Origin of the sequence: Streptococcus sp. F0441 (assembly GCF_000314775.2) — a bacterium.
Taxonomy (GTDB): Bacteria; Bacillota; Bacilli; order Lactobacillales; family Streptococcaceae; genus Streptococcus.
In genome coordinates this window covers 553,955-577,457 of the sequence record NZ_KB373321.1, presented here as the reverse complement: position 1 = coordinate 577,457, position 23,503 = coordinate 553,955, and the positions used below count along the sequence as shown (strand labels likewise).

At 43.9% G+C, this 23,503-nt stretch carries 21 protein-coding genes and 1 riboswitch; of the genes, 3 read left to right on the top strand and 18 right to left on the bottom strand.

Annotated features, from left to right (window positions below; all coding sequences use genetic code 11):
* Positions 1-6: 6 nt before the first annotated feature.
* From HMPREF9188_RS02640 to zapA, 4 genes are all read right to left on the bottom strand, one after another.
* On the bottom strand, positions 7-1,329 hold the full coding sequence (locus HMPREF9188_RS02640) for an alanine/glycine:cation symporter family protein (protein WP_009729824.1): 1,323 nt from the start codon (positions 1,327-1,329) through the stop codon (positions 7-9).
* 89 nt (positions 1,330-1,418) lie between these two features.
* Positions 1,419-1,507: riboswitch (glycine riboswitch) on the bottom strand.
* A gap of 166 nt (positions 1,508-1,673) precedes the next feature.
* Positions 1,674-4,010, bottom strand: coding sequence for an endonuclease MutS2 (locus HMPREF9188_RS02635; RefSeq protein WP_009729823.1), 2,337 nt, complete (start codon positions 4,008-4,010; stop codon positions 1,674-1,676).
* Between the two features lie 113 nt (positions 4,011-4,123).
* Positions 4,124-4,672: a CvpA family protein gene (locus HMPREF9188_RS02630; RefSeq protein WP_000623543.1), complete on the bottom strand. Its 549-nt coding sequence runs from the start codon at positions 4,670-4,672 to the stop codon at positions 4,124-4,126.
* Positions 4,669-4,971, bottom strand: coding sequence for a cell division protein ZapA (gene zapA, locus HMPREF9188_RS02625; RefSeq protein WP_000002028.1), 303 nt, complete (start codon positions 4,969-4,971; stop codon positions 4,669-4,671). Before zapA ends, HMPREF9188_RS02630 begins: the two co-directional genes overlap by 4 nt.
* 86 nt (positions 4,972-5,057) lie before the next feature.
* Here zapA and rnhC point away from each other — a divergent pair, with 86 nt between their 5' ends.
* The 3 genes from rnhC (at position 5,058) to recD2 (ending at position 9,053) form a co-directional block, all read left to right on the top strand.
* Positions 5,058-5,939 carry a ribonuclease HIII gene (gene rnhC / locus HMPREF9188_RS02620; protein WP_000146894.1) on the top strand — a complete coding sequence of 294 codons (882 nt, stop codon included), beginning with the start codon at positions 5,058-5,060 and terminating at the stop codon, positions 5,937-5,939.
* 3 nt (positions 5,940-5,942) lie between these two features.
* Positions 5,943-6,557 carry a signal peptidase I gene (lepB, locus tag HMPREF9188_RS02615; RefSeq protein WP_009729822.1) on the top strand — a complete coding sequence of 205 codons (615 nt, stop codon included), beginning with the start codon at positions 5,943-5,945 and terminating at the stop codon, positions 6,555-6,557.
* A 126-nt stretch (positions 6,558-6,683) separates the two neighbouring features.
* On the top strand, positions 6,684-9,053 hold the full coding sequence (gene recD2 / locus HMPREF9188_RS02610) for an SF1B family DNA helicase RecD2 (protein ID WP_009729821.1): 2,370 nt from the start codon (positions 6,684-6,686) through the stop codon (positions 9,051-9,053).
* A 48-nt stretch (positions 9,054-9,101) separates the two neighbouring features.
* Here recD2 and tig read toward each other — a convergent pair whose 3' ends face one another.
* The 14 genes from tig to HMPREF9188_RS02540 form a co-directional block, all read right to left on the bottom strand.
* Positions 9,102-10,385 (bottom strand): trigger factor, encoded by a 1,284-nt coding sequence (gene tig, locus HMPREF9188_RS02605; RefSeq protein ID WP_009729820.1) that lies wholly within the window; start codon positions 10,383-10,385, stop codon positions 9,102-9,104.
* 90 nt (positions 10,386-10,475) lie between these two features.
* On the bottom strand, positions 10,476-11,132 hold the full coding sequence (locus tag HMPREF9188_RS02600) for a DNA alkylation repair protein (RefSeq protein ID WP_009729819.1): 657 nt from the start codon (positions 11,130-11,132) through the stop codon (positions 10,476-10,478).
* Positions 11,133-11,765, bottom strand: coding sequence for a response regulator (locus HMPREF9188_RS02595; protein ID WP_009729818.1), 633 nt, complete (start codon positions 11,763-11,765; stop codon positions 11,133-11,135).
* 10 nt (positions 11,766-11,775) lie between these two features.
* On the bottom strand, positions 11,776-12,774 hold the full coding sequence (locus HMPREF9188_RS02590) for a sensor histidine kinase (protein ID WP_009729817.1): 999 nt from the start codon (positions 12,772-12,774) through the stop codon (positions 11,776-11,778).
* Complete coding sequence (gene liaF, locus HMPREF9188_RS02585; protein WP_009729816.1) at positions 12,771-13,469, bottom strand: cell wall-active antibiotics response protein LiaF; 699 nt, start codon at positions 13,467-13,469, stop codon at positions 12,771-12,773. The genes HMPREF9188_RS02590 and liaF overlap by 4 nt, the downstream gene beginning before the upstream one ends.
* A gap of 166 nt (positions 13,470-13,635) precedes the next feature.
* Entirely contained in the window at positions 13,636-14,637 is a 1,002-nt protein-coding gene (fni, locus tag HMPREF9188_RS02580; RefSeq protein ID WP_009729815.1) for a type 2 isopentenyl-diphosphate Delta-isomerase, read from the bottom strand.
* Positions 14,621-15,628, bottom strand: coding sequence for a phosphomevalonate kinase (locus HMPREF9188_RS02575; protein WP_009729814.1), 1,008 nt, complete (start codon positions 15,626-15,628; stop codon positions 14,621-14,623). Before HMPREF9188_RS02575 ends, fni begins: the two co-directional genes overlap by 17 nt.
* Positions 15,615-16,568: a diphosphomevalonate decarboxylase gene (gene mvaD / locus HMPREF9188_RS02570; RefSeq protein WP_009729813.1), complete on the bottom strand. Its 954-nt coding sequence runs from the start codon at positions 16,566-16,568 to the stop codon at positions 15,615-15,617. The genes HMPREF9188_RS02575 and mvaD overlap by 14 nt, the downstream gene beginning before the upstream one ends.
* Complete coding sequence (gene mvk, locus HMPREF9188_RS02565) at positions 16,550-17,428, bottom strand: mevalonate kinase (RefSeq protein WP_009729812.1); 879 nt, start codon at positions 17,426-17,428, stop codon at positions 16,550-16,552. The genes mvaD and mvk overlap by 19 nt, the downstream gene beginning before the upstream one ends.
* A 119-nt stretch (positions 17,429-17,547) precedes the next feature.
* On the bottom strand, positions 17,548-18,543 hold the full coding sequence (cbpF, locus tag HMPREF9188_RS02560) for a choline-binding protein CbpF (RefSeq protein ID WP_009729811.1): 996 nt from the start codon (positions 18,541-18,543) through the stop codon (positions 17,548-17,550).
* Between the two features lie 99 nt (positions 18,544-18,642).
* Positions 18,643-19,332, bottom strand: coding sequence for a response regulator transcription factor (locus HMPREF9188_RS02555; protein ID WP_009729810.1), 690 nt, complete (start codon positions 19,330-19,332; stop codon positions 18,643-18,645).
* Positions 19,333-19,343: 11 nt separating this feature from the next.
* The gene (gene gndA, locus HMPREF9188_RS02550) at positions 19,344-20,768 is read right to left on the bottom strand and encodes an NADP-dependent phosphogluconate dehydrogenase (protein WP_009729809.1); all 1,425 of its coding nucleotides are present in this window, start codon (positions 20,766-20,768) and stop codon (positions 19,344-19,346) included.
* A gap of 75 nt (positions 20,769-20,843) precedes the next feature.
* Entirely contained in the window at positions 20,844-22,292 is a 1,449-nt protein-coding gene (gene mapZ, locus HMPREF9188_RS02545; protein WP_009729808.1) for a cell division site-positioning protein MapZ, read from the bottom strand.
* Between the two features lie 12 nt (positions 22,293-22,304).
* Positions 22,305-23,462, bottom strand: a complete 1,158-nt coding sequence (locus HMPREF9188_RS02540; RefSeq protein ID WP_009729807.1) for a THUMP domain-containing class I SAM-dependent RNA methyltransferase — start codon at positions 23,460-23,462, stop codon at positions 22,305-22,307.
* Positions 23,463-23,503 lie beyond the last annotated feature (41 nt).

The following is a 23,503-nucleotide window of genomic DNA, read 5'->3' as shown; positions in this document are numbered from 1 at the left end:
ATTGGGTTAGTTCTTAAAATACTTCTTAGTCTCAGCAACAACTACTGGGGACAAGACCAAAAGGGCAATCAAGTTAGGTAAGGCCATCAAGGCATTGACGATGTCTGCGATAATCCAAACCATATCCAACTCTATAAATCCTCCCAACAAGACCATGAGTACAAAAACCACACGGTAGAGCCAGATAAAACGAACACCAAAGAGAAACTCAAAACAGCGTTCCCCGTAGTAATTCCAGCCGAGAATTGTCGTAAAGGCAAAGAGAACCAAGAAGATTGTTAGGACAATTGTGCCAAAATCTGAAAAGACCATAGAAAATGCTGACTGGGTCAAGGCAACTCCATTCAATTCACCACTCCAAACCCCAGTTACCAAGATGGTTAAACCTGTCAGAGTACAGATAATCAACGTATCAATAAAGGTTCCTGTCATGGAAATCAAGCCTTGCTCGACAGGCTCATTTGTCTTAGCTGCAGCCGCCGCAATGGGGGCAGAACCAAGACCAGATTCGTTAGAGAAGACTCCTCGCGCCACACCATTTTGGATAGCCATCCGAATGCTGGCACCTGCAAAACCACCTACCGCAGCAGCTGGACTAAAGGCTGAAGTAAAGATGAGGGCAAGCGTGGCTGGGATTTTCTCGATATTAAAGAGAATAACTGTAAGAGTTCCCAAAATATAGACAATAGCCATAAATGGAACAACTGCTGTCGAAACTTTTGATATGGATTTGAGTCCACCAAAGACTGCAATCGCGACAAAAACAGACAACACGAGAGCAGTGATAGCTGGATCAATTTGAGCTGTATTTTGGATAGATTCTGTAATTGAATTGACTTGGGTAAAGGTACCAATCCCTAGGAGGGCAACCAATACACCCGCTAGGGCAAAGAAGATTGCAAGTGGACGCCACCTTTCTCCCATTCCCAAAAGAATGTAGTGCATGGGGCCTCCAGCTACAGCGCCGTTTGCATCCTTGGTGCGGTACTTGATAGCCAGCAAGCCTTCAGCATACTTGGTTGCCATCCCAAAGAAGGCTGCCATCCACATCCAAAAGAGAGCACCTGGCCCACCAACCTTAATGGCTGTCGCAACTCCGATGATATTTCCCGTTCCAACAGTAGCTGCAAGGGCTGTACACAGAGCGGCAAAACTTGACACATCGCCATGTCCCTTGTCCTTGGTAAAAATCAACTGAAAGGCCTTAGGGAGACGAGCCACCTGTAAAAGCCCTAGTCGGATGGTCAAATAGATACCCGTCCCGACCAATAAGATTAAGAGGGGAGGTCCCCAAACGAAAGCATCAAGCGCTTTTAGCAATTCTAACATGTCCTACTCCTATCTTTCAACCCCAAAAGAAAGAGCACATGCAAGATACATGTACTCTGGAATGCCTAGATAAATGCCAAAAAGCGGTCTATCTTAGCTCTGTCCTTTTACCTGAGAGTTTGAGCAGTTGCCTGCCTTGCCCCTTCGGTGCCTTTACGGTCTCTCCAGAGTTCCGTCCATTTACAGTCATGGAAAACAAACCTTTCTCCACTTCTATTAAACTTCATTCGGTGTTGGTATTTAATTTTTTCTTATTTTACAAGAAAAGATAGCTTTTGTCAATATATTATTTGAAAAAAGATGGATTTTCACTTCTTTTTCAAAAAAAGAGAAGTACTCTTTTTCTAACCTTTAAAGGTCACAATGGTTGCGCCACTGCCGCCAGCATTCTGTGGAGCATAGCCGAAAGTCTTAACATGTTTGTTTCTTTGTAGGTATTTGGTGACTCCTTCACGGATGACACCTGTTCCAATCCCATGGATGATGTCGACTTGCGCCATGTTATTGAGCAGGGCTTGGTCGATAAAGGCATCTAGCTCATTCATGGCCTCTTCGTACCGTTTGCCTCGGAGATCCAGTCTCGCTTGCGGACCACGACCAGAAGCACGTTTGACGACATTGACTTGTTTTTTCTTGACTGGGGCTTCTTGTTGAGCCTGAACAAGGTCAAATTCTTTCTCTTCCAAGGTCATCTTGATCAAGCCGACTTGGGCTTCCCAGCGGCCGTCCTTAAGTTGATTGGTCAAGGTTCCACGCTGACCATAACTGAGAACCACGATATCATCTCCAACCTTTGGAGCTCGTTTTTTCTTGGCTTTTTGAAGAACCTTGTTTTTGGACAAGTCGACTTTTTCAGGAGCCAGTTTTTTCAACTCAGCCTTAGCTTCAATGATTTCGTGGGGTTTGAGTTGAGACTTACTGTGGAGGTTTTTCAGGATTTGGTCACTCTCACTTAGAGCGAGTTCCACAATCTCGGCAGCTTGTTCACGCGCCTTGTTGAGCTCTGTCTCCTTTTCACGATTAAGCTCATTGTAGAGTTTTTTGAGCGCTCGGTTCATCTTAAGGTTTTCTTGCTCCACCTCACGGATATTGTCCAAGCGTTTACGGCTTTCCAATGTCTGCTCTTCCAGTTGTTCAATAATGCGGTTGACGTCATTATCTTGGTTGACCTGCTGGCTGGCATCCCCAACGATGACATCTGACAAGCCCAGGCGTTTGGCAATTTCAAAGGCATTGCTTCGGCCAGGAACTCCCTGCATAAAGCGATAGGTCGGACGCAGACTGGCTGTATCAAACTCCATGCTGGCATTTTGCACAAAGGCTGTCTCAATACCGTAGGCCTTGAGTTCTGGATAGTGGGTCGTCGCCATAGTTTTGACCTGACGTAGACGAAGATCCTCTAAAATAGCCATAGCAAGGGCAGCACCTTCCTGCGGATCGGTACCTGCTCCAAGCTCATCTAAGAGTAAAAGCGAGTGTTGGTTGACCTTGCCAAGAATATCTACGATATTGGTCATGTGGCTCGAAAAGGTAGACAAGCTTTGCTCGATAGACTGCTCATCCCCAATATCTGCGAAGATTTCTTCGAAAATACCGACACGGCTCCCCTTATCAGCTAAAATAGGCAAACCTGACTGGGCCATCAGTTGAGTCAAACCCAAGGTTTTGAGCATGATGGTCTTCCCACCTGTATTGGGACCTGTAATGACAATGGCCGTTAAGTCCTTACCAAAGTGTACATCGTTTGCCACTGCATTTTTGACCAAAGGATGGCGAACATGAAGAAGTTGAATCTCTTGGTTCTCTGAAAGTTGAGGAACGACTGCTTGTCTTTCTTGAATAAAGCGCACCTTAGCACGAATCAGGTCCAAATGGCCGATAATCCAAGCGTCATTAGCAATCTCTGTAGCATGAGGACGGACCCGTTCCGATAGCTCCTGCAGAATGCGATTCATCTCATAGCGCTCATCAGCGCGCAGACTCGCGATTTCTTCGCTCAGTTTCACGACCTCACGTGGCTCGATATAGACCGTGTTTCCACTGGCAGAGATGTCATGGACAACACCTGCAATCTTGTTGCGGTAGGTATTCTTGACGGGTAAGACTTGACGGCCATTTCTACTAGCGATAATCCCTTCCGTCAACATCTGAGCTTTTTGTTTGAGCAAGTCTTGCAAAACGTCACGAACCTGGCTCTCGCTATCATGGATTTTTCGACGGATGCGCGCTAGTTCTTCGCTGGCGAAATTTTCGATAAATCCAGCATCATTGAGGGCTTGGAGGCTACCCAGTAAATGAGGAAAATCATGGAGTTTCTCAAACCATCTCGCCAAATACTCCAAACGAACATTTTCAAGATTAGCGTAAAAGGTTTTCAATTCGCGACTAGCAAGCAAGACCCGTTTGAGGAATAGGAACTCCTCGATATTGAGGTCCGCCCCCATCTCCAAACGCTTGCAAACAGCTGAGATTTCACGTGTCGCTAGGATTGTAAAGTGAGGCTGCTCCACAAATAGGGCTTGCATTTCCTCCATCTCTGTAAAGGCTTGCTTGATCTTATCCGCCTTGGCAGTTGGAGCCAAGGCTTTTAACTCCTCTAGCCCTTGTTCTGTCAGGAGATGCGATTCAAACAAGGCTTTGATTTTATTAAATTCTAAGGTTTCTAGTATTTTTGTATTCATATTTTTTCCTTGTATACTTGTTTACAAGATTGTTGTACCTAGAGATTTTTGGACTTTACCTGTCCCTAGTTGTCCAATCTGTAAACAAAGGGCTAGGAAAAATCCCGCCCTTTTTATCCGATTAAATTTGTCACCCAGAGTTGTTTGATGAAGTTTGTCGTAAAAGGGACACTTTGGATGATGTTTTTGGCTACTATACTTTTTTCGAGTGAATTTTGAATGACTGCCAGAGGCACCGTTGCAAGAATGGTCAGAGCCATTTGCAAGACAAATAAGGTTACCAATAGCGACAATAGGCCTGCTCCGATACGGAACCATTTGACATCGAGCTTTTTAGTTGGAATCAAGTGTAGGAACAAACCGATAAAACGTCCGATACTGTAACAAATTCCGAAAACTAGAAGGTAGGCCAGACCCGCATAAAAGACCTTGTCTAGCTGAAAAAGCTGGTCTGAAGGGAAGAAAAAGGTGCCCTGTCCTTCCTGAGGATTGGCATAAGGGACAAGCAAGTGGAAGTGTTCTCCCAGTGATTTATAAAACTGTCCCGCAACAAAGGCTGAAATCACTGCAACGAGGAAATAATAAACTTGCAGGACCAAGCCTCTACGGTAGCCGATGTAAAAACCCCAAGCCAGAACCAATAAGAGTAGGATTGAAATCATAGGGAATCCTCAATCTTGCTCTGTTCTTGTTTAACAGCAATCAACTTGTGGCGGAGTTCTAACAACTCTTGCTCCTTGTCATCAAATTCAATCTCACGGTTGAGTTGTGTAGACAGACAATTGACCGCCAAAAGAAGCGCAATGGTTTCATCATCCGCCCCAGGCATTTGTTCTTTAATTGCTTGGTATTTTTCAGTCGCAACCTTGGCAATTTCCTCCATAAAGAGGTTGTCATGCTCGGTTGTCAAGGTTAATGTCTTTTTCCCGAATGTAAACTTATATCGATTTAGATTTGCCATAAAATTCACCTCACGATATTATACCAAATTTCGCTAACTTTGTCAGTTTTTACCAATTCTCCTGCTTTTGTGGTACAATAGAGACTATGGCAAGTATCACACTCACACCAAGTGAACAGGAAATTCAGAGCTTTTTAAGTCAGTATCAGAAGGCTCTCAGTCCTAGTAAAAATCCCTATATTCGCTTTTTTTTGCGATTCCCTCAGGCAACAGTTTCCATCTATACTTCTGGAAAAGTCCTCCTGCAGGGCGAAGCTGCTGAGCAATACGCCAGTTTCTTTGGCTATCAAGTTGTAGAGGAAACCAGTGGACAAGATTTTCCTATGATTGGGACTGATGAGGTGGGAAATGGTTCCTACTTTGGTGCTCTGGCTGTCGTGGCTTCCTTCGTGACACCTGATCAGCACGACTTCTTGCGAAAACTCGGTGTGGGGGATTCTAAGACTCTGACAGATCAAAAGATTCGTCAAATTGCCCCTATTCTCAAGGAAAAAATCCAGCACCAAGCGCTTCTCCTTTCACCGAGCAAGTACAACGAAGTTATCGGAGAGCGTTACAATGCTGTTTCTGTAAAAGTTGCCCTTCACAATCAGGCTATTTTTCTCCTGCTTCAAAAAGGAGTCCAGCCAGAAAAAATCGTCATTGATGCTTTTACAAGCGCTAAAAACTATGACAAGTACTTGGCGCAAGAAGCCAATCATTTTCCAAACAAGATCACTTTGGAAGAAAAAGCTGAGGGCAAATACCTGGCTGTTGCGGTTAGCTCCATCATCGCGCGTGATCTCTTCCTCGAAAACTTAGAAAATCTTGGACGAGAACTAGGCTATCAACTGCCAAGTGGCGCTGGAACTGCATCTGATAAGGTTGCTAGCAAAATCCTTCAAGCCTATGGCATGAAAGGACTTCATTTCTGTGCCAAACTGCATTTTAAAAATACTGAAAAAGCCAAAGCACTTCTAGAAAGGTAAATTATGAATTCGTTTAAAACATTTCTAAAAGAATGGGGAGTTTTCTTCCTGATTATCGCGCTGGTAGGTCTTAGCCGTATCTTTCTTTGGAGCAATGTCCGCGTGGAAGGACACTCGATGGACCCTACCCTAGCCGATGGAGAAGTTCTCTTCGTTGTTAAACATCTCCCAATTGACCGATTCGACATCGTAGTTGCCCATGAAGATGATGGAAATAAAGACATCGTCAAAAGGGTCATCGGTATGCCTGGAGATACCATCCGCTACGAAAATGATAAACTTTTTATCAACGATAAGGAAACGGATGAACCCTACCTAGCTGAATACCTCAACTTGTTCAAAACAGAAAAGTTGCAAAACACCTATACTGGAAAAGGATTTGAAGGCAATAAGGGAGTTTACTTTAGAGAACTTGCTCAAAAAGCACAGGCCTTTACGGTCGATGTCAATTCCAATACCAGCTTCAGCTTTACTGTCCCTCAAGGAGAGTACCTTCTCCTTGGTGACGATCGTTTAGTCTCTAGCGACAGCCGTCATGTCGGTACTTTCAAGGCCAGCGATATCAAAGGCGAAGCAAAATTCCGTTTCTGGCCACTTAACCGTATCGGAACTTTTTAAGATAAGGAAGAGGCCGAGAACGCTAAGTCTCAGTCTCTTTTTCTATTGCGAGAAAAACCTTTTCGTCATCTAGCTTTTCAAAGTGGCCAAGAGACCAATTCTCACGAACTCATGTAAAGGAAACCTATGGAAGTTTATTTTTCAGGCACCATTGAACGCATTATTTTTGAAAATCCCAGTAATTTTTATCGCATCCTCCTCTTAGATATCGAAGATACCGATGTGGAGGACTTTGACGATTTTGAAATCATCGTTACAGGAACCATGGCGGACGTGATTGAAGGGGAAGACTACACTTTTTGGGGACAAATCGTTCAGCACTCCAAGTATGGGGAACAGCTTCAGATCAGCCGTTATGAGCGGGCAAAACCAACTAAAAATGGGCTAGTCAAGTACTTTTCTAGTAGCCATTTCAAAGGGATTGGTCTCAAAACGGCCCAAAAAATCGTTGATAGCTATGGTGACAATACCATAGACGAAATTCTGGAGCATCCTGAAAAGCTGGAAAGCATTGCTGGACTCTCTACCAAAAACCGTGAGGCTTTTGTCTCCACCCTCCGTCTCAACTATGGGACAGAAATGGTCTTGGCTAAACTTGCCAACTACGGCATTCCCAATAAACTAGCCTTTCAGATTCAAGACTTTTACAAGGAGGAAACTCTTGATGTGGTTGAAAATTATCCCTACCAGCTGGTCGAGGATATCAAAGGCTTGGGTTTTACCATCGCCGACCAATTAGCTGCCGAACTAGGCATCGAAAGTCAAGCTCCTGAACGCTTCCGTGCTGGCCTTGTCCACAGTCTCTTTCAAGGTTGTATGGATACGGGCGATACCTATATGGAGGCTCGAGATTTGCTGGAACAGACACTTACTCTCCTCGAGTCTTCCCGTCCCGTGGAACTCGATCCCAGCCAAGTAGCTCAGGAATTAGCTCATTTGATCGAAGAAGATAAAATCCAACAGGTAGATACCAAAATCTTTGATAACAGCCTCTTTTTCGCCGAAGAAGGCATCCGCAATAACTTGGTTCGTATCCTCGAAAAAGGAAAGCAAAAGAGTCATGATTTGGAAGCCATTCAAAAGCATATCGCTAGTGTTGAGGAAGAACTGGGTATCCAATACGATAGTATCCAAAAGCAAGCTATCTGTGACGCCATCCAGAACAAAGTCTTTATCCTGACAGGTGGACCTGGTACAGGTAAAACCACTGTTATCAATGGGATTATCGCTGTCTATGCCCTGCTTGAAGGACTCAATCTCAAGAAAAAGAGCAACTTACCTATTCTTCTCGCTGCCCCAACTGGTCGAGCCGCTCGGCGCATGAATGAATTGACAGGATTGCCAAGTGCTACCATACACCGCCATTTGGGAATGACGGGAGATGATGATACCAGCCATCTGGAAGATTATCTGGATGCCGACTTCATCATCGTGGATGAGTTTTCTATGGTGGACACTTGGCTAGCTAACCAACTCTTCTCCAATATCTCCTCAAATAGTAAAATTCTCATCGTGGGTGATAGCGACCAGTTACCTTCTGTCAGTCCTGGACAAGTCTTAGCTGACCTACTCCAGATTCAACTGATTCCGCAGACTCGCTTGGAACGGATTTACCGTCAGAGCGAAGAATCAACTATCGTTACCTTGGCGAGTCAAATTCGACAAGGCATCTTGCCAGCTGACTTTACCCAGAAAAAAGCTGACCGTTCCTACTTTGAAATCGCTAGTGGCCATATCCCAGCTACGATTGAGAAAATTCTTGGTGCTGCCCTCAGAAGTGGCATTCCGGCTCGTGATATTCAGGTGCTAGCGCCTATGTATCGAGGAACTGCTGGCATTGACGCCATCAACCAGCTCATGCAAGACCTGCTCAATCCACCACAAAAAGACCAACTCAGTTTTGAAGCTCCCAAATGCTTCTATCGCAAGGGTGACAAGGTCATTCACCTAGTCAATGACGCCGAAGTCAATGTCTTTAATGGAGACCTAGGCTACATCACAGATTTGATTCCTGGAAAATACACCGAGTCCAAACAAGACGAGATTGTCATTGATTTTGATGGAAATGAGGTCATCTACCCACGTAACGAATGGTACAAGATCCGCCTGGCTTATGCCATGAGTATTCATAAGTCGCAGGGGAGTGAGTTTCCCGTTGTCATCCTGCCTATTACCAGTGCCAGTAAGCGCATGCTGGAACGCAATCTCATCTACACAGCTATCACACGGGCCAAGAGCAAACTCATCCTTCTTGGCGAATTACAGGCATTTGACTATGCAGTTAAACATATCGGAACTGCCCGTAAGACCTATCTGATTGAGCGCTTCAGTGATCTAATTGAAAATAATATTGAAGAAAGTAAACAAGCCTTCTCTGAAACTGCCACAGCAAGTGACTCTGAACTCTCCTACATCCTCACCGAGGAAAACTGGTCTAGCATCCCAGCCATGATTGGGATTACAGATGCAGACTTAAAAGAGATTTTTGGAAAATAGTACAGCAGAAAGCCCACCTAGTCAGGTGGGCTCTTTTCTCTTTTAAGATTATTTTACTGTTGCAGTGCTTGTGATCAATTCAACAGCTTTTTTGATTGCGATATCGTGTTTCAACATGTCAGCTGAAAGCAAGTTTTGTACTTGTGCAACTTCCATGTTGTAGTCTGCTGCCAATTGCTCGATTTCTTTTTGGATTTCTTCTTCTGAAGCGTCAAATCCTTCAGCTTTGGCAACTGCTTCGATAACAAGGTTAGTCTTCGTACGTGACTCAGCTTCTCCCTCGTATTGTTTGTGAAGGTCTTCTTGAGTAGTTCCTGTGATTTGGAAGTACATGTCAGGGTTGATCCCTTGACGTTGTAAGTTTCCAAGGAATTCATTTACTGAACGGTGAACTTCTTCGTGGATCATTTCTTCTGGAAGTTCTACGATTTCAGCATTTTCTACAGCTTTATCGATTGCTGCACCTTCAACGGCATCTTTGTATGCTTCTTCTTTCGCAGCAGTCAATTCTTTGCGGTATTTTTCCTTCAATTCAGCAAGTGTTTCCACTTCTTCGTCGATATCTTTTGCAAGTTCATCATCAAGAGCTGGAACTTCTTTAGCTTTTACTTCGTGGATAGTTGTTACGAATTTAGCTTCTTTACCTGCAAGGTCTTCAGCTTGGTAGTCTTCTGGGAATGTTACAAGAACATCAACAGTTTCACCAGCTGAGTGTCCAACCAATTGGTCTTCGAAACCAGGGATGAATTGACCTGAACCAAGTCCAAGTGAGAAGTTTTCACCTTTTCCACCGTCAAATTCAACACCGTCGATAGAACCAACGAAGTCGATCACAACAGTGTCGCCATTTTCAGCAGCGCCTTCTTTGATAACCAATTCAGCCAAGTTGTTGCGTTCGCGTTCGATACGTTCTTCAACGTCAGCGTCTGTAACTTCTTTTTCTACATCTACTGACACTTCAAGGTTTTTGTAGTCGCCCAATTTTACTTCAGGTTTTGTCACGACTTCAGCTGTAATAACCCAGTCTTGACCTTTTTCCATTGAAGTTACGTCAATTTTTGGTTGTGCAACCACTTCAAGACCTGCTTCTTTTACTGCAGCTTCATAAGCGTTTGGCAAAAGTGCGTTCATTGCATCTTGATAAAGAGCTTCTTCACCAAATTTTTGGTCGAAGATAGGGCGTGGAAGGTGACCTTTACGGAAACCAGGAACGTTAAGAGTTTTCTTTACTGAGTTAAATACACGGTCCAATTCTGGTTTGATTTGGTCTTGAGAGATAGTGAAAGTCAAGACTCCACGGTTTGTTTCTTTGTTTTCAAATGATACAGACATTCTGTCATTTCTCCTTAAAATTTTTAATACAGTCCATTATACCATATAATAGCGACTTTTTTCAAGTAATGAATGCGCTTTTCAATAGTGCTAGAGGTACTTGCTCGCTTCCTTGATACTAAGTTCAGCCATTCGTTTCTTATTTTTTTCAATGAAACGTGCTGCCCATTCAGGATTGGTTTTAGAGTAGTCTCTTAGGGCCCAACCGATGGCTTTGTTGATAAAAAATTCTGTCTGGTCCAGATTGTTTAGTAGGATCTTTTCCATCAGTTGGACATTCGTTTTCTCTTTTCTTAACAACTGGTGGTCAATAGCGACTCGCCTCAACCAGATATTGTCTGATAGGCTCCATTTTAAAATCACTTCTTCAAGTTCCGGATGGTCGGCTACCAAACTTCCTACTACTCGATCTAGGATATCTACCGTGTCCCACCAAGACTTGGTCACAACAAGGTACTCAAGCTTAGGCAAATCGTCCTTCGTTAGATAAGACTGCATGGCTTTTAAATAGTTGGCAGCCACATATTGGTATTCTCTAGGCTCCTTTTCCCAGCAAGTGTCTACAAAATCCCAATCGATAATCTTTGTTTTTTTCGCGCTTGGAAAGTATTTTCTATAGAGCGCATTTCTTTCTGGCGCCGCAATACCTAGAAAGGAAAATTGATGGCGCATATAGGCTTCCATTGGGTCTGCTTTCTCAGGGTCTTTTGCTGCTTCTAGCTCCTCAAGTAACTCTGCAAGACTCATCTAAAGGTCCTCCTGCCCGACCAAGTGGTGCTGAAAGGCATAGACCGCTGCCTGGGTGCGATCGCTAACCTCAAGCTTGGCAAGGATGTTGGACACATGGGTCTTGACCGTCTTGAGAGAGATGAAGAGTTCATCTGCGATCCGTTGATTTTCGTAGCCCTTGGCAATGAGTTGAAGCACATCTCGTTCACGCGCAGTCAAGTCCTCATGAAGCTCGATATGATTGCGGTGGTATTCGACTTTCTTGCTGACCTCTTGTTCAATGGCCAGCTCGCCAGCAGCCACCTTACGAACGGCATGGAGTAGCTCGTCTGCACTAGAAGTCTTTAGCATATAGCCTTTGGCACCAGCGTTCAAGACCGGCATGATTTTTTCATTGTCCAAGTAAGAGGTCACAATCAAAATCTTGGCTTCAGGCCATTCTTTGAGGATGACCAAGGTAGCATCAATCCCATTCATCTCAGGCATGACAATATCCATGACAATGACATCTGGGCGCAGTTCCAAGGCCAACTCAATACCTTGAGACCCATTGGCCGCCTCGCCCACAACTTCTACATCGTCTTGGAGGTCAAAGTAGCTTTTCAAGCCCAATCGGACCATTTCATGGTCATCTACCAGTAAAATTTTCATCTCTACTCCTTTATAATTCCTTATCTAGCAAGGGAATACGGATATCAACCGCTAGTCCTTGCTTAGGTGCTGTCAAGAGTTGAACAGTACCTGCCATATCTTCGACCCGCTCCTTAATATTTCTCAGTCCATAACTCAAGTCGTCTAAGCTCCCTAACTGGAAACCAATCCCATTGTCCACTACCTTTAGCTGCAATTCAACATCTGTCTGATAGAGATAGACATCTAAGCAAGATGCCTGAGCATGGCGAAGGGTATTGCTGATCAACTCCTGAATAATGCGGAAGATGTGCTCTTCGATTTTCTTAGGCAATTTAGACACATTTTGCTTGAGACTTACCTTGAGATCACTCTTGTCCTCAAGTTCTTTTAAGAGAATTTGAATCCCTTCAACCAGACTCTTGTCTTCCAACTCAACGGGTCGCAAATGCAAGAGCAAGACCCGTAGATCTTTCTGGGCTGTTTCGAGGATGGCTGCGACACTTTGCAACTGGATCTGCATCTTTTCTCTATCAAGCTTCAAAGCCTGCTGACTGACACCTGATAAAATCATATGCGCCGCAAACAACTCCTGACTAACCGTATCATGTAAGTCACGCGCTATCCGCTTCCGTTCTTTCTCGATGATTTCTTCTTCCTTGACTAGGCTTTGGTTTTCAGCCTTTTGAACAGCTTCTGTCAAAAGATTGAGCTTACCAGATAAGGACTTGAAACTGGCATCCAAGTCTGGATCTGCAAAAGAAACTAGTTCTTTCCCTGCTAATAAGCGCTTGAGATTGACCTGCATTTTTCTGCGAGAAATTTCTTCCATCACCCTCCAAAAGAGGACAAAAAAGAAGGACATGGAAAGACTAAAGACAAAGATCAAGAAGATTAACTTTTCCAGTTTTTCGATATCTTGTAGCAAATAGGACCAATCAAGATTGAGAATATCCAGTAGACTATTGGTCAAAAAGAGGATAAAAAGGAGAGAAGTCAGCCCGATTAATAGATAGGATTGCTTTTTCATCCTCTAACCACCTCCACATCTCCAATCATACTGGTTAGGAAAATTTTGACGCTCTTGTTACTCTTGAGGTAGTCTCTGGTTTCCTGATGATAGTGTTCATTACGAAGGGATCTCTTAGGTTGATGAAGGAAGGTAAGATCTCCATAAAGACAGTTGACACTGAGGCTGATTTCCACATCTACAGGTACGATAATCCTAGTCGTTCCGACCATTTTTCTAAGGATAATGACATTGTCATGATTGGTTAGGATAACTCTTTCTAGATGAATGGTGTCCTTGCCCATGAGGCGAAAGAGGTTGATATCATCAAATTGGCAGGTCTGGTGACTAGAGAAATGATGGAGATTGCCAAACCAAGGATTGCGTTCATTTTTAATCGTCACCACCTCTTCAAAGACCAAGTCCGTCTCCTCTCTTTCTTGATTCATCATCGGATAAAGAAGAAAGAGACTATAGATAACTGCCACAAAGATAGCTAAAATCACAAAGGGATTGAGCATGACGATGAAAAAGAAAAGAATGGTTGCAACAAGGAGAAAAGCATTGTTGCCTTCTTTCCCTGTATAATAGCGGAGCAAGAGCAAAAAGAGGAATAGAATCAGCAGAAAACGCGAAAAATGCTCTGATACCATCAAAATCAGAGCTCCCGTCAATAGACAGGCTTCAATAAATAAAAAGATTTGAAATTTTTTCATAGCTGCATCCTCTCCCTTCTATTTTATCACAATTCAAAAAAGTCACCTCGGTCTGAGGATGGAAAAAGGAGATGGGACAGAAATCGCTCGTACAAGCTTGGTTTCATCAACTCACTACAGTTGACAAAAGGCTACAAAAAAGGGCGGGATTCTTGTCCCGACCTCTCTACATCTGATCTTTTGCTTCTTTGAGTTTGCCATAAAGAATATAGTCTACGTTTTGCAAATCCGCTATGGTGGCACAGTTAAGGGAACACATGATCAAACGCAGATCTTCTTTCCAGATTTGGACAATGCCAATCACCTCTTCGACGGAATAGGTTTCAATCAACTCTAGAACGGTACGTGACAGTCCCACAGCCTTGGCTCCAAAGACCAGGCACTTAATCATATCAAGCGGGTTCCGAACACCTCCACTGACCAAGAGTTCGACCTTGTCTTTCCAGCCTTGGGCATTGAGAAGGGCTTGCATGGTGGATTGTCCCCATTGATTGAGGTAGTCACGCTGACCACTACGACGGTTTTCAATGTAGGCAAAACTGGTACCACCACGACCTGACAGGTCAAAGGTTCGAACACCCAGTTCATAGGCTCTCCCGATGGTCTTGGCATCCATGCCAAAACCGACTTCTTTTAAAACAAGAGGAACAGGGATGCGTTTGCTATAATCTGCTAGATGCGATTGCCAGCTTCTGAACTTCCTTTCTCCCTCAGGCATGAGCAATTCCTGCATGACATTAACATGCACTTGCAGGAGAAGTGGATTCATCTCTTGCACAGTCTGAAGTCCTAACTCAACAGGCTTGTCCAATCCAATATTGGTGCCAAGGAGGAGATTTGGATGGCTAGATTTGACAGAAAAAGTGTCGTCTGTTGGATCCTTGAGAGCTGCACTATAAGAGCCCGTTACAAACAAAATCCCACAGGCTTCTGCCACCTGAGCCAGTTTTTGATTGATTTCTTTACCTTTTTTGCTCCCACCCGTCATGGCATTGATATAAAAAGGAAAGTCCCACTTTTGACCTGCAAATTCTGTAGACAAATCAATCTCATCTAGGTCATAGAGCGGTAGCGAAGAGTGGATTAACTCAACCTCATCAAAGCTATTATAGGAGCTTTTTTGCTCAAGGGCATAGCGGATGTGCTCGTCCTTACGATTTGTCGTCATGTCCTATCCTTTCTTGGTATAAGAGCTCAATCCCCAGATCGGCCCAGCGATTTTTAAAGGTTTCAGTTGATTGCTCATCAAAACTCAAGGCAATGCCACAGTCACCACCACCAGCGCCACTACTCTTGGCAACAGCCAGCAAATCTTGACTGGCTTCTTTCAACTGTCTCAGCGAAGGTGTGTATATATCTGGGCTCAAGCCTTCTAAGAGCTGGCTGGCTGTTTCCACCTGCTCGATGATTTTTTCTGCATTCCCCTGCTCCAAGGCTTCTACCAAAGCAGATACCGTTGCTTTTGAGGAAGTTAAAAAGTTCTGGTCTATGTTTTGCTTGATTTGCTGAACCATTTGACTCGATACAGCCACTTCCTTGGTCCATCCCACTAGGAAATCACATTCTAGACCTGGTTTTACTTGTGAGATAGAAAAACCCCAATCGCGCTCCAAAACTGTCGCCAAGTTTTCTTCTTCCAACCACGTAGCTATCTTCTTTCGATCAAACGACTGGTAGAGAACCAAATTCTCTGCCACAATACAGGCAAGGTCTCCCATAGAACCATTGTCGCCTCGCTTGAGCAAGACCGCGCTAGCCAGCTTGAACAAGAGTTCCGAATCAACCGTAATATCATATAGAGCCAGTAGGGCCTTGATCACCAAGACAACGACGCTACCACTAGAACCCAGACCAAACTTTTTGCCTTCCCGTTCCATTTTTCCACTGATTTCTAGAGAAAAAGGCCTTAAATCCTGACCTCGATAGGTCAAGAAATCTTCCACTAAAGCAATCGTTTCTTGAATCAAGCTGTAGTCAGGATTTGGTGTCAAGTCCACTACGAAATCAAACATATCTGAGTAGATACGGTAGCTGTCGGAAAAGGTAATCTCAGCCTTCATATAGATGGGGATAGCCTTTATCAAGGCTAACTGCCCTGGCTCTAAAATAGCATACTCACCCGCCCAGTATAGTTTTCCGCAAGTTTTAACAGCAATCATCTTGACTCAAATCCTTTGTTCTTGACACAATCAAGCGATAACGTTGACCAAATATTTCAGATAGATGCTCCAAGTCTTCCTCTTGACAGAGGACTTTAACATTGGGGCCAGCATCCATAGTAAAGTAGCAGACTTCTCCTTGCTCACGAAGATGGCGGACAAAGTCCATGGCTTCATAGCTTGCATCGGTCAGATAAGAAAAGGCTGGTGATGCTGTTTTGGTCGTAGCGTGCATAGCTAGAGCATTTTTCTCCGTTAATTCACCAACCTTGGCAAAGTCATTTTCCTTGAGATAGACCAGCATATCCTGATAATCCTTCTCAGATTGACGCACCCAGTCGTCAAAAGTCGTCGAGGTTTCCACACAAAGTTTCATCCCATCACGGCTAGAGATTGGTTTTTTCTTGTCTTCTAGCACCAACATAATCATAGCTAGTTTCAGGTCTGTATCAACAGAGTAGATTTCCCCACTATCCTTATCCCAAGCACCTAGTGGTCCATAAAAACTGCGAGAGGAAGAACCTGAAGCGAACTTAGCCTCCTGCGCCAACTGACTCCGATTCAAACCAAGCTTGAAATAAGCATTACAAGCCTTGACCAAGGCGGACAAACCACTAGAACTAGAGGACAAGCCCGCCGCAGTCGGCATATTGTTTTGGGTATCAATACGGACAAAGCCCCCACCATCTGGACGGTAGCGGTCAATAATCTTACTCATCTTAGTATGTTCAGCATCATTTTGTAACTGACCATTGATATAAAATGCATCAGCCGTCGCATCCTTCGGTAGAGGCGACAAGGTCGTCTCTGTGTACATGTTGTCCAACGTCAGAGAGATGCTGCTAGTAGCAGGAACCATCTCTTTTTCTTTTTTCTTTCCCCAGTATTTGATAATGGCAATATTTGCGTAGGAACGTACTGTTACAGGCTCTCGATCCATGTCTGAACAGCTCCTTTCTCTTCTAATCGTTTTGTTAGTTCTTGAGCGTGTGTCAAATTGGTTGCCAAGGCTATGATACAGCCTCCTAGCCCACCACCACTCATCTTGGCACCTAGAGCACCATGGCTAAGAGCCATTTCAACGAGGGAGTCTGCCTCAGGGCTGCTGACACCAATTTCTTTTAAATGTAAATGCGCTTGACTGAGGATTTGTCCCAGTTTTTCAGCATCTTTTCGTCTAATCGCATCTTCTGCCTGCTGGGTCAATTCTCCCAAGGCATGCAAAAACGGCAGAGCATCCTTACCCTTGCTTTGGACCACTTGGATGGCTTCACGAGTGTGCCCATACACACCTGTATCTGCAATCACCAAATAAGCAGATAGGTTCATCTCAAGTTCTGTAAAACCAACATTCTTGATAAAGCGAATGGGCTGGTCACTGAGACAGGTCTTGGCATCCAAACCGCTTGGATTCATATGGGCAATCATCTCAGCCCGATTGACCAAGATTTCTAATACGTCATGAGGCAGATCGGCTTGATAGTAGTCAAAAACCGCACGAATGGCCGCTATGCTGATAGCCGCAGACGAACCCATCCCTCGTTTTTCAGGAATAGCTGAGTCAATCTGACAACGAATGCAAGCATCCTTGATATTTAGATGCTCAAGCGAGGCATAGACCGCCATAGACAAGGTATCTTCCTCATAAAGACGCCATGGACTTTCAGCAGGAACCACTTTACAAGTCACCTCCACCTCCAAAAGAGGCAGGGAAATGGCAGGATAACCGTAAACGACAGCGTGCTCTCCTATTAAAATAATCTTACTATGTGCCTGACCGACACCAACTTTTTTTGTCATGTTTTCCTTTAACCAGACGGAAAGACCGTCTTGCTTTTCATACAGTAGTATTTCCTCCTATCTATTTTATTATATTTTCACAAAAAAAGCGATTGTTTCCTTCACAATCGCCCCTTTCATTATTGAACCCATTCGCCATTATAGTTGACAGAATAGCCTTCTACAGTCGTATTCACTGCTAAGGCGCCTGAGTTATAAGCATAGTACCATTTGCCATTAACCTGGAACCAGCCTGTCTTCATGTCACCATTATTTGCGTTTAGATAATACCAAGTCGAACCTTCCTGATACCAACCAGTCGCCATAGCTCCTGATGAACGGAGATAGTACCACTTGTTACTAAGATATTGCCAGCCCGTTTTCATATCGCCATTTGGCTCGTCTAAATAATACCAAGTGGAGCCTTCCTGGTACCAACCAGTTCCCATGGCTCCTGATGAACGGAGATAGTACCACTTATTGCCAAGTTGTTGCCACCCAGTTTGCATAATGCCAGTTTCTGGGTCTAGGTAGTACCAAGTGGAGTTATCATTGGTCCAGCCACGCACTAGCTCCCCAACCGTTAAACTGTCGATACGAGCATCGAAGCTACCATCCTCCTGTAAATAATACCAATGTCCTTCATCAGAAATCCAACCAGTTTTTAAAGTGTGATAGCTACGCTGATCTTCAAAATAATAAACACGTTTTTCGGCTGGACTATCATATTGTTCCCCATGATGTTTGTTGGTATTTGTAGCAGTTTTTGCTTCTAAAACTTGCTTGCCGACAAATTCTTGAAGAACCCCATCTTGACCAAAGTAAAACCAATCTGGTCTAAAAGCAATATCTTGCCTTAGAGAAGAACCAATCGTAACCCCTTTGTGTGGAGCAGGTATATATTGCCAGCCGACAACCATCTCTCCAGATAGAGGATCAAAATAATAGTACTTACCATCAATCACTCGCCAATAGGTTTCTTTGAGTTCCCCCTTCTTGTAGTAGATTCTACCATTTTCTTGGACAAATTGCCAGCCTTCTGAATCAGCATCATCCGCCAATACTGTACTTGTCGCTAGCAAACCAAAGAAAAAGACTGCTAGTCCAACTTGCATCATTATTTTAAATTTTTTCATTCGATCTTTCCTCCATAACTGATTGTAGCAAAGAGTTGACTGTATGTCAATATATAGAAATCCCTCAAAAAAAGCAGTTACACAACTGCAACTGCTTTTCTATTCTTGCATGGTGTACCCAACACCACGCACGGTTTTAATGTAGCTTTTTTGACCTTTTACATCAAGCTTGCTACGTAGATAACGGATATAAACATCCACGATATTGGTCTCTGTCGCACTTTCGTACTTCCAAACACTTTCCAACAACTGCTCACGAGTCAAGACCTTCTTGCTTCCCATGAGAGTGGCCAAAAGGTCATACTCACGGCGCGTCAGAGCAATCATCTCCTCGCCACGATAAACGGTATGATGTTCTACATCCATACGCAAATTGCGATAAGACGTTGGAACCTTCATCTGACTACAGTGTTGGTCAATGAAGTCCCGACCTCGGAAAATCGCTGAAATACGAGCCACCAGCTGATCAATAATCACTGGCTTATAGGTGTAAGAAACGGCGAAGCGCTGGATTGTCTCAATCTGGTCCTGCAATTCTTCGCGATGGTCCAAGACCATGATCACTGAAGCTGGTTTTGTCCGACTCAGCCTCTCTGCAAAATCCTGGGCCGTCATATCCCCCAGACGAGCATTCAGTAAAATCAAGTCATAATCTGTCTGGAGAGCCATGGAAAGGGCTTTTTGCCCCTCCTCTACCAGATCAACACGGTATTGCTCTTTTTGGAGTTCCAGACTGAGAAAATGAGCTAGATTTCGTTCTTTCTCAAGTAATAAAATCCGTTTCCCCATGGCAGACCTACTTATTTCTCGTCATACCAAGAGTAGTGGAAGGTTCCTTCTTTGTCTTTACGTTGGTAAGTATGGGCACCAAAGTAGTCACGTTGTGCTTGGATTAAGTTAGCAGGAAGGTCTGCTGAACGATAGCTATCAAAGTAAGTAATAGCTGCTGAGAAGGTTGGCACTGGTACACCAGCTTGAACAGCAAGAGCTACGATATCACGAACTGCTTGTTGGTACTTAGCAGTGACATCCAAGAAGTATTCATCCAAGAGAAGGTTGGCGAGGTCTGCATCACGGTTGTAGGCGTCTGTGATCTTTTGCAAGAAACGAGAACGGATGATACAGCCATCACGCCAGATAGATGCGATGTCCGCAAATGGCAAGTTCCAGTTATTTTCTTTAGAAGCCACACGCAATTGGGCAAAACCTTGTGCGTATGAAATGATTTTTGAGAAGTAAAGGGCTTGACGGATCTTTTCAATCAACTCAGCCTTGTCTCCTTCAAATTTGAAGGCAGCTGGTTTTGGAAGAACCTTGCTTGCATGCACACGTTCTTCTTTGTAAGTTGAAATGTAGCGAGCAAATACTGACTCAGTGATGAGTGACAATGGCACACCAAGGTCAAGTGATGATTGACTAGTCCATTTACCAGTTCCCTTGTTACCTGCAGCATCAAGGATGTAGTCTACGATTGGTCCATCTTGGCCTTCATCGTCTTTACGGCTCAAGATATCAGCTGTGATTTCGATCAAGTAGCTGTCCAACTCACCCTTGTTCCACTCAGTAAAGATTGCAGCCATATCTTCTACAGAAAGGCCTAGCAAGTGTTGCATCAAGTCATAGCTTTCTGCGATCAATTGCATATCACCGTACTCGATACCGTTGTGAACCATTTTCACATAGTGACCAGCTCCATCAGGACCGATGTAAGTCACACATGGTTTGCCATCTTCTGGTGCTTTAGCTGAGATTTCTTCAAGAACATCAGCAACCAATTCGTAGGCTTCTTTTTGTCCACCGGGCATGATAGAAGGACCTTCAAGGGCACCTTTTTCACCACCGGAAACTCCAGTACCGATAAAGTTAATCCCTGAGTTTGCCAATTCTTCATTACGACGGATGGTATCTTTGTAGAAAGTGTTTCCTCCGTCAATCAAGATATCACCCTTATCAAGGTGTGGAAGAAGGGCTTGGATAGTTGCGTCTGTACCAGGTCCAGCTTGAACCATCAGCATGATACGACGAGGTTTTTCGATTGAGTTTACAAAGCTTTCCACGTCATAGCTTGGCACAAAGTTCTTTTCAGGATGGCAAGCAATCACGTCTTCTGTTTTTTCTTTACTACGGTTGTAAATGGCAACTGTATAACCACGAGATTCGATATTTAGGGCAAGGTTACGACCCATTACGGCCATACCAACGACACCAAAGTTAGCTTTTGTCATGTGACACTCCTCTTGTTTAATATGTTTTATTTTATCATTTTTACCTATGAAAGGAAAGAATTTTGTAACGGTCTCCTAGTAGTCCAAGTCATCAGCGTGACCAGAACCATTCCCTACAAAGTAACCCGTCTTACAGTTGAGGGTGAAGAGATAGGTTCCATCTGGTTTATAGAGGTTGTAATAACCATTTCCGTTTACGATATTGACCCGTTCTAGGATATATTGATTTCCAGTGATATAGCCACGAGCACGTGATGTTGCTAGGACTTGTTCCAATACACCATCCGCAAACGTCCAAGCAGGGTTGTTGCTATCGTCTACAGCTGATTGGTTGTACGGTACACGGCTAGCACTTCTTTGAAGATTAACCCCATCGCCAGACAAACCACCATTCGTGTCTCTAGCTGGTGCCGTGGTGCTTGTTGAAGGTGTCGTACTACTTGCATTGCTTTCTGTAGCTGAACTTGAGCTTGCTTGACTCGTGCTAGAGCTCGAACTTGAGCTGGAAGCACTGGTTTGTTGACTCTTACCAAGACTAATCGCCTGAGCTAACAGTTTATCAAGCTCTGTATTTCCCGTTTTAACTTCCGTGAACTTAGCATCCGCCTTGGCTTTAGCATTGGTATCCAAGACACCATCAGTAATTGCTGGAGTTTCAAACTGATTATTCACTTCTTGCACAGCCTTGATTTGAGTTGCTAGGCTATCGTATTTTGACTTAGCTAGTGTATAATCACGGCTACCTTCTAACTTATCTAGCAAGTTTTTTAGCTGGCTCAACTTATCGAACTGGCTATTTTTTAAAGCAGTCTTATTGGCATCTGTATAGAAGGAATCATAAAGCGTATTGAACTCTTGCAAGTCGGTTTGCGATTCTTGATTTCCTGACGATGATTGAGAAGACTGAATTTCTTGGTTTGAACGAGATACCTGACGGTAGACATAATACGTCCCAGCAAGAACAAGAATCGCAGCTACCACAGAAACGATAGTAATCAGACGTTTCTTTTTAGAGCCTGTTTCAGGTTCCGTCTGTACTGATCGTGATAGGGAAGTATAGGTTTCTTCTTGTTCCTCATTTTCCTCATTCATTTCCTTGGATGCTGTTTCTGTTAAAACGAGAGGCTCTATTTCAGCACTTTCTTCATCTTGAAGTGGAGGAACAAACTGAGTAGTTTCTTCATTGTCTATCTCTTCAATAGATTCCTCGGAAACCACATCTGAACCTTCTACCTCTCCAGAAAGTTCACTTGTTTCACGAACTTCTTGGATCAATTCCTCTAAGTTTCGAGTAGAAGCCAATTCTTCTTTTTCAAACTGACGAGTTTCGAACTTATCTGCCTCGATCTCTTCGCGGTGCTGTTTGATGTATTTGTCCAAGATATTATCTTCAGGCAATACTCCAGCCTCAACCTCTTCATTCTTACGAATTGCTTGACCAACAGTCAAATCTTTTGCTTCGTCAAAGTCGAATTGTGGCTCTTGCTGTTCTTTTTTATGACGATCATGTCTTTTCTTGCTCATGAGTTTACCTTTCTATTTTACCTCTTGGCGTTTCACACGCTGACCAAAGTATTGATACAAATCCACTTTTAAGGTCCCGTTATAAAGTTTTCGTTTTTTATCTGCTGGACTTCCGTACTTACTTTCAAAAGCTTCGTCACTCGTCAGGATAAACTTGCTCCAGGTTTTCAGTGGTGCAAAGACCTGTCCCATCTCAGCATAAAGTTTCGTAACTCCTGCATCATCGGACAAGCGCTCCCCATATGGTGGATTGGAAATGATAACACCATTGATCTTGTTTGAGCGCAAATCTTGTACCCGCATTTGCTTAAAGGTGATATCTCCTGCAACACCTGCTGCTTGGGCATTTGCCTTGGCAATTTCTACCATACGAGCATCAATATCACAGCCCATAATATCCAGCTCTATCTCACGATTGATTTTCTTAGCAGCATCAGTACGGACCTCTTGGATTAACCGATCGCTGACCCAGTTCCATTCCTCAAAAGCAAAGGAACGGCGAAGACCCGGTGCCATCTTTCTGGCAATCATAGCCGCCTCGATACAGAAAGTTCCTGAACCACAGGTTGGATCAATCAAGGGCTTATCTGGATACCAGTTGGAAAGTTGCAAAATAGCCGCTGCCATATTTTCCTTGATCGGCGCTCCACCTTTTTCCGTACGATAACCACGTTTAAAGAGGCTAGAACCTGTCGTGTCAATCATAACAGTTGCCACATCCTTAAGGATGGACACCTCAAGCTTAAACTCAGGACCAGTTTCCATCAAGGGAACTCCTTCTGGGCGAGCATAGTGTTTTTGTAATTTCTTCACAACAGCTTTCTTAGAAATAGCCTGAACACTGGGCTCGTTATGAAGTTTAGACTTAACACATTTGGCCTTTGAAATCGGGAAACGCGCCCCAAGTGGGAGATAGTTTTCCCAATCTAGAGCAAAAACACCTTGAAAAAGCTCTTCAAAGGTCTTAGCTGGAAAACTTCCGACCACAATCTTGATGCGATCCGCTGCACGAAGCCAAAGATTGGTCTCAATGATTGCCTTCACATCTCCTTGGAAGCGGACACGCCCATTTTCAACCTGGCAATCATAACCCAGGTCTCGAACCTCTCGTCCAACGACAGCCTCAAGACCCGCCGCAACAGTTGCGATTAAATTAAATTGTTCTTTCATTTCTAGTCTTGCAAGACCTTTCTCTTGTTCACTTTAAAAAA

Excerpts from the sequence above, each read along its gene's own strand:
- HMPREF9188_RS02640 (WP_009729824.1), bottom strand. The coding sequence starts at position 1,329 with ATGTTAGAATTGCTAAAAGCGCTTGATGCTTTCGTTTGGGGACCTCCC.
- HMPREF9188_RS02635 (WP_009729823.1), bottom strand. The coding sequence starts at position 4,010 with ATGAATACAAAAATACTAGAAACCTTAGAATTTAATAAAATCAAAGCC.
- HMPREF9188_RS02630 (WP_000623543.1), bottom strand. The coding sequence starts at position 4,672 with ATGATTTCAATCCTACTCTTATTGGTTCTGGCTTGGGGTTTTTACATC.
- zapA (WP_000002028.1), bottom strand. The coding sequence starts at position 4,971 with ATGGCAAATCTAAATCGATATAAGTTTACATTCGGGAAAAAGACATTA.
- rnhC (WP_000146894.1), top strand. The coding sequence starts at position 5,058 with ATGGCAAGTATCACACTCACACCAAGTGAACAGGAAATTCAGAGCTTT.
- lepB (WP_009729822.1), top strand. The coding sequence starts at position 5,943 with ATGAATTCGTTTAAAACATTTCTAAAAGAATGGGGAGTTTTCTTCCTG.
- recD2 (WP_009729821.1), top strand. The coding sequence starts at position 6,684 with ATGGAAGTTTATTTTTCAGGCACCATTGAACGCATTATTTTTGAAAAT.
- tig (WP_009729820.1), bottom strand. The coding sequence starts at position 10,385 with ATGTCTGTATCATTTGAAAACAAAGAAACAAACCGTGGAGTCTTGACT.
- HMPREF9188_RS02600 (WP_009729819.1), bottom strand. The coding sequence starts at position 11,132 with ATGAGTCTTGCAGAGTTACTTGAGGAGCTAGAAGCAGCAAAAGACCCT.
- HMPREF9188_RS02595 (WP_009729818.1), bottom strand. The coding sequence starts at position 11,765 with ATGAAAATTTTACTGGTAGATGACCATGAAATGGTCCGATTGGGCTTG.
- HMPREF9188_RS02590 (WP_009729817.1), bottom strand. The coding sequence starts at position 12,774 with ATGAAAAAGCAATCCTATCTATTAATCGGGCTGACTTCTCTCCTTTTT.
- liaF (WP_009729816.1), bottom strand. The coding sequence starts at position 13,469 with ATGAAAAAATTTCAAATCTTTTTATTTATTGAAGCCTGTCTATTGACG.
- fni (WP_009729815.1), bottom strand. The coding sequence starts at position 14,637 with ATGACGACAAATCGTAAGGACGAGCACATCCGCTATGCCCTTGAGCAA.
- HMPREF9188_RS02575 (WP_009729814.1), bottom strand. The coding sequence starts at position 15,628 with ATGATTGCTGTTAAAACTTGCGGAAAACTATACTGGGCGGGTGAGTAT.
- mvaD (WP_009729813.1), bottom strand. The coding sequence starts at position 16,568 with ATGGATCGAGAGCCTGTAACAGTACGTTCCTACGCAAATATTGCCATT.
- mvk (WP_009729812.1), bottom strand. The coding sequence starts at position 17,428 with ATGACAAAAAAAGTTGGTGTCGGTCAGGCACATAGTAAGATTATTTTA.
- cbpF (WP_009729811.1), bottom strand. The coding sequence starts at position 18,543 with ATGAAAAAATTTAAAATAATGATGCAAGTTGGACTAGCAGTCTTTTTC.
- HMPREF9188_RS02555 (WP_009729810.1), bottom strand. The coding sequence starts at position 19,332 with ATGGGGAAACGGATTTTATTACTTGAGAAAGAACGAAATCTAGCTCAT.
- gndA (WP_009729809.1), bottom strand. The coding sequence starts at position 20,768 with ATGACAAAAGCTAACTTTGGTGTCGTTGGTATGGCCGTAATGGGTCGT.
- mapZ (WP_009729808.1), bottom strand. The coding sequence starts at position 22,292 with ATGAGCAAGAAAAGACATGATCGTCATAAAAAAGAACAGCAAGAGCCA.
- HMPREF9188_RS02540 (WP_009729807.1), bottom strand. The coding sequence starts at position 23,462 with ATGAAAGAACAATTTAATTTAATCGCAACTGTTGCGGCGGGTCTTGAG.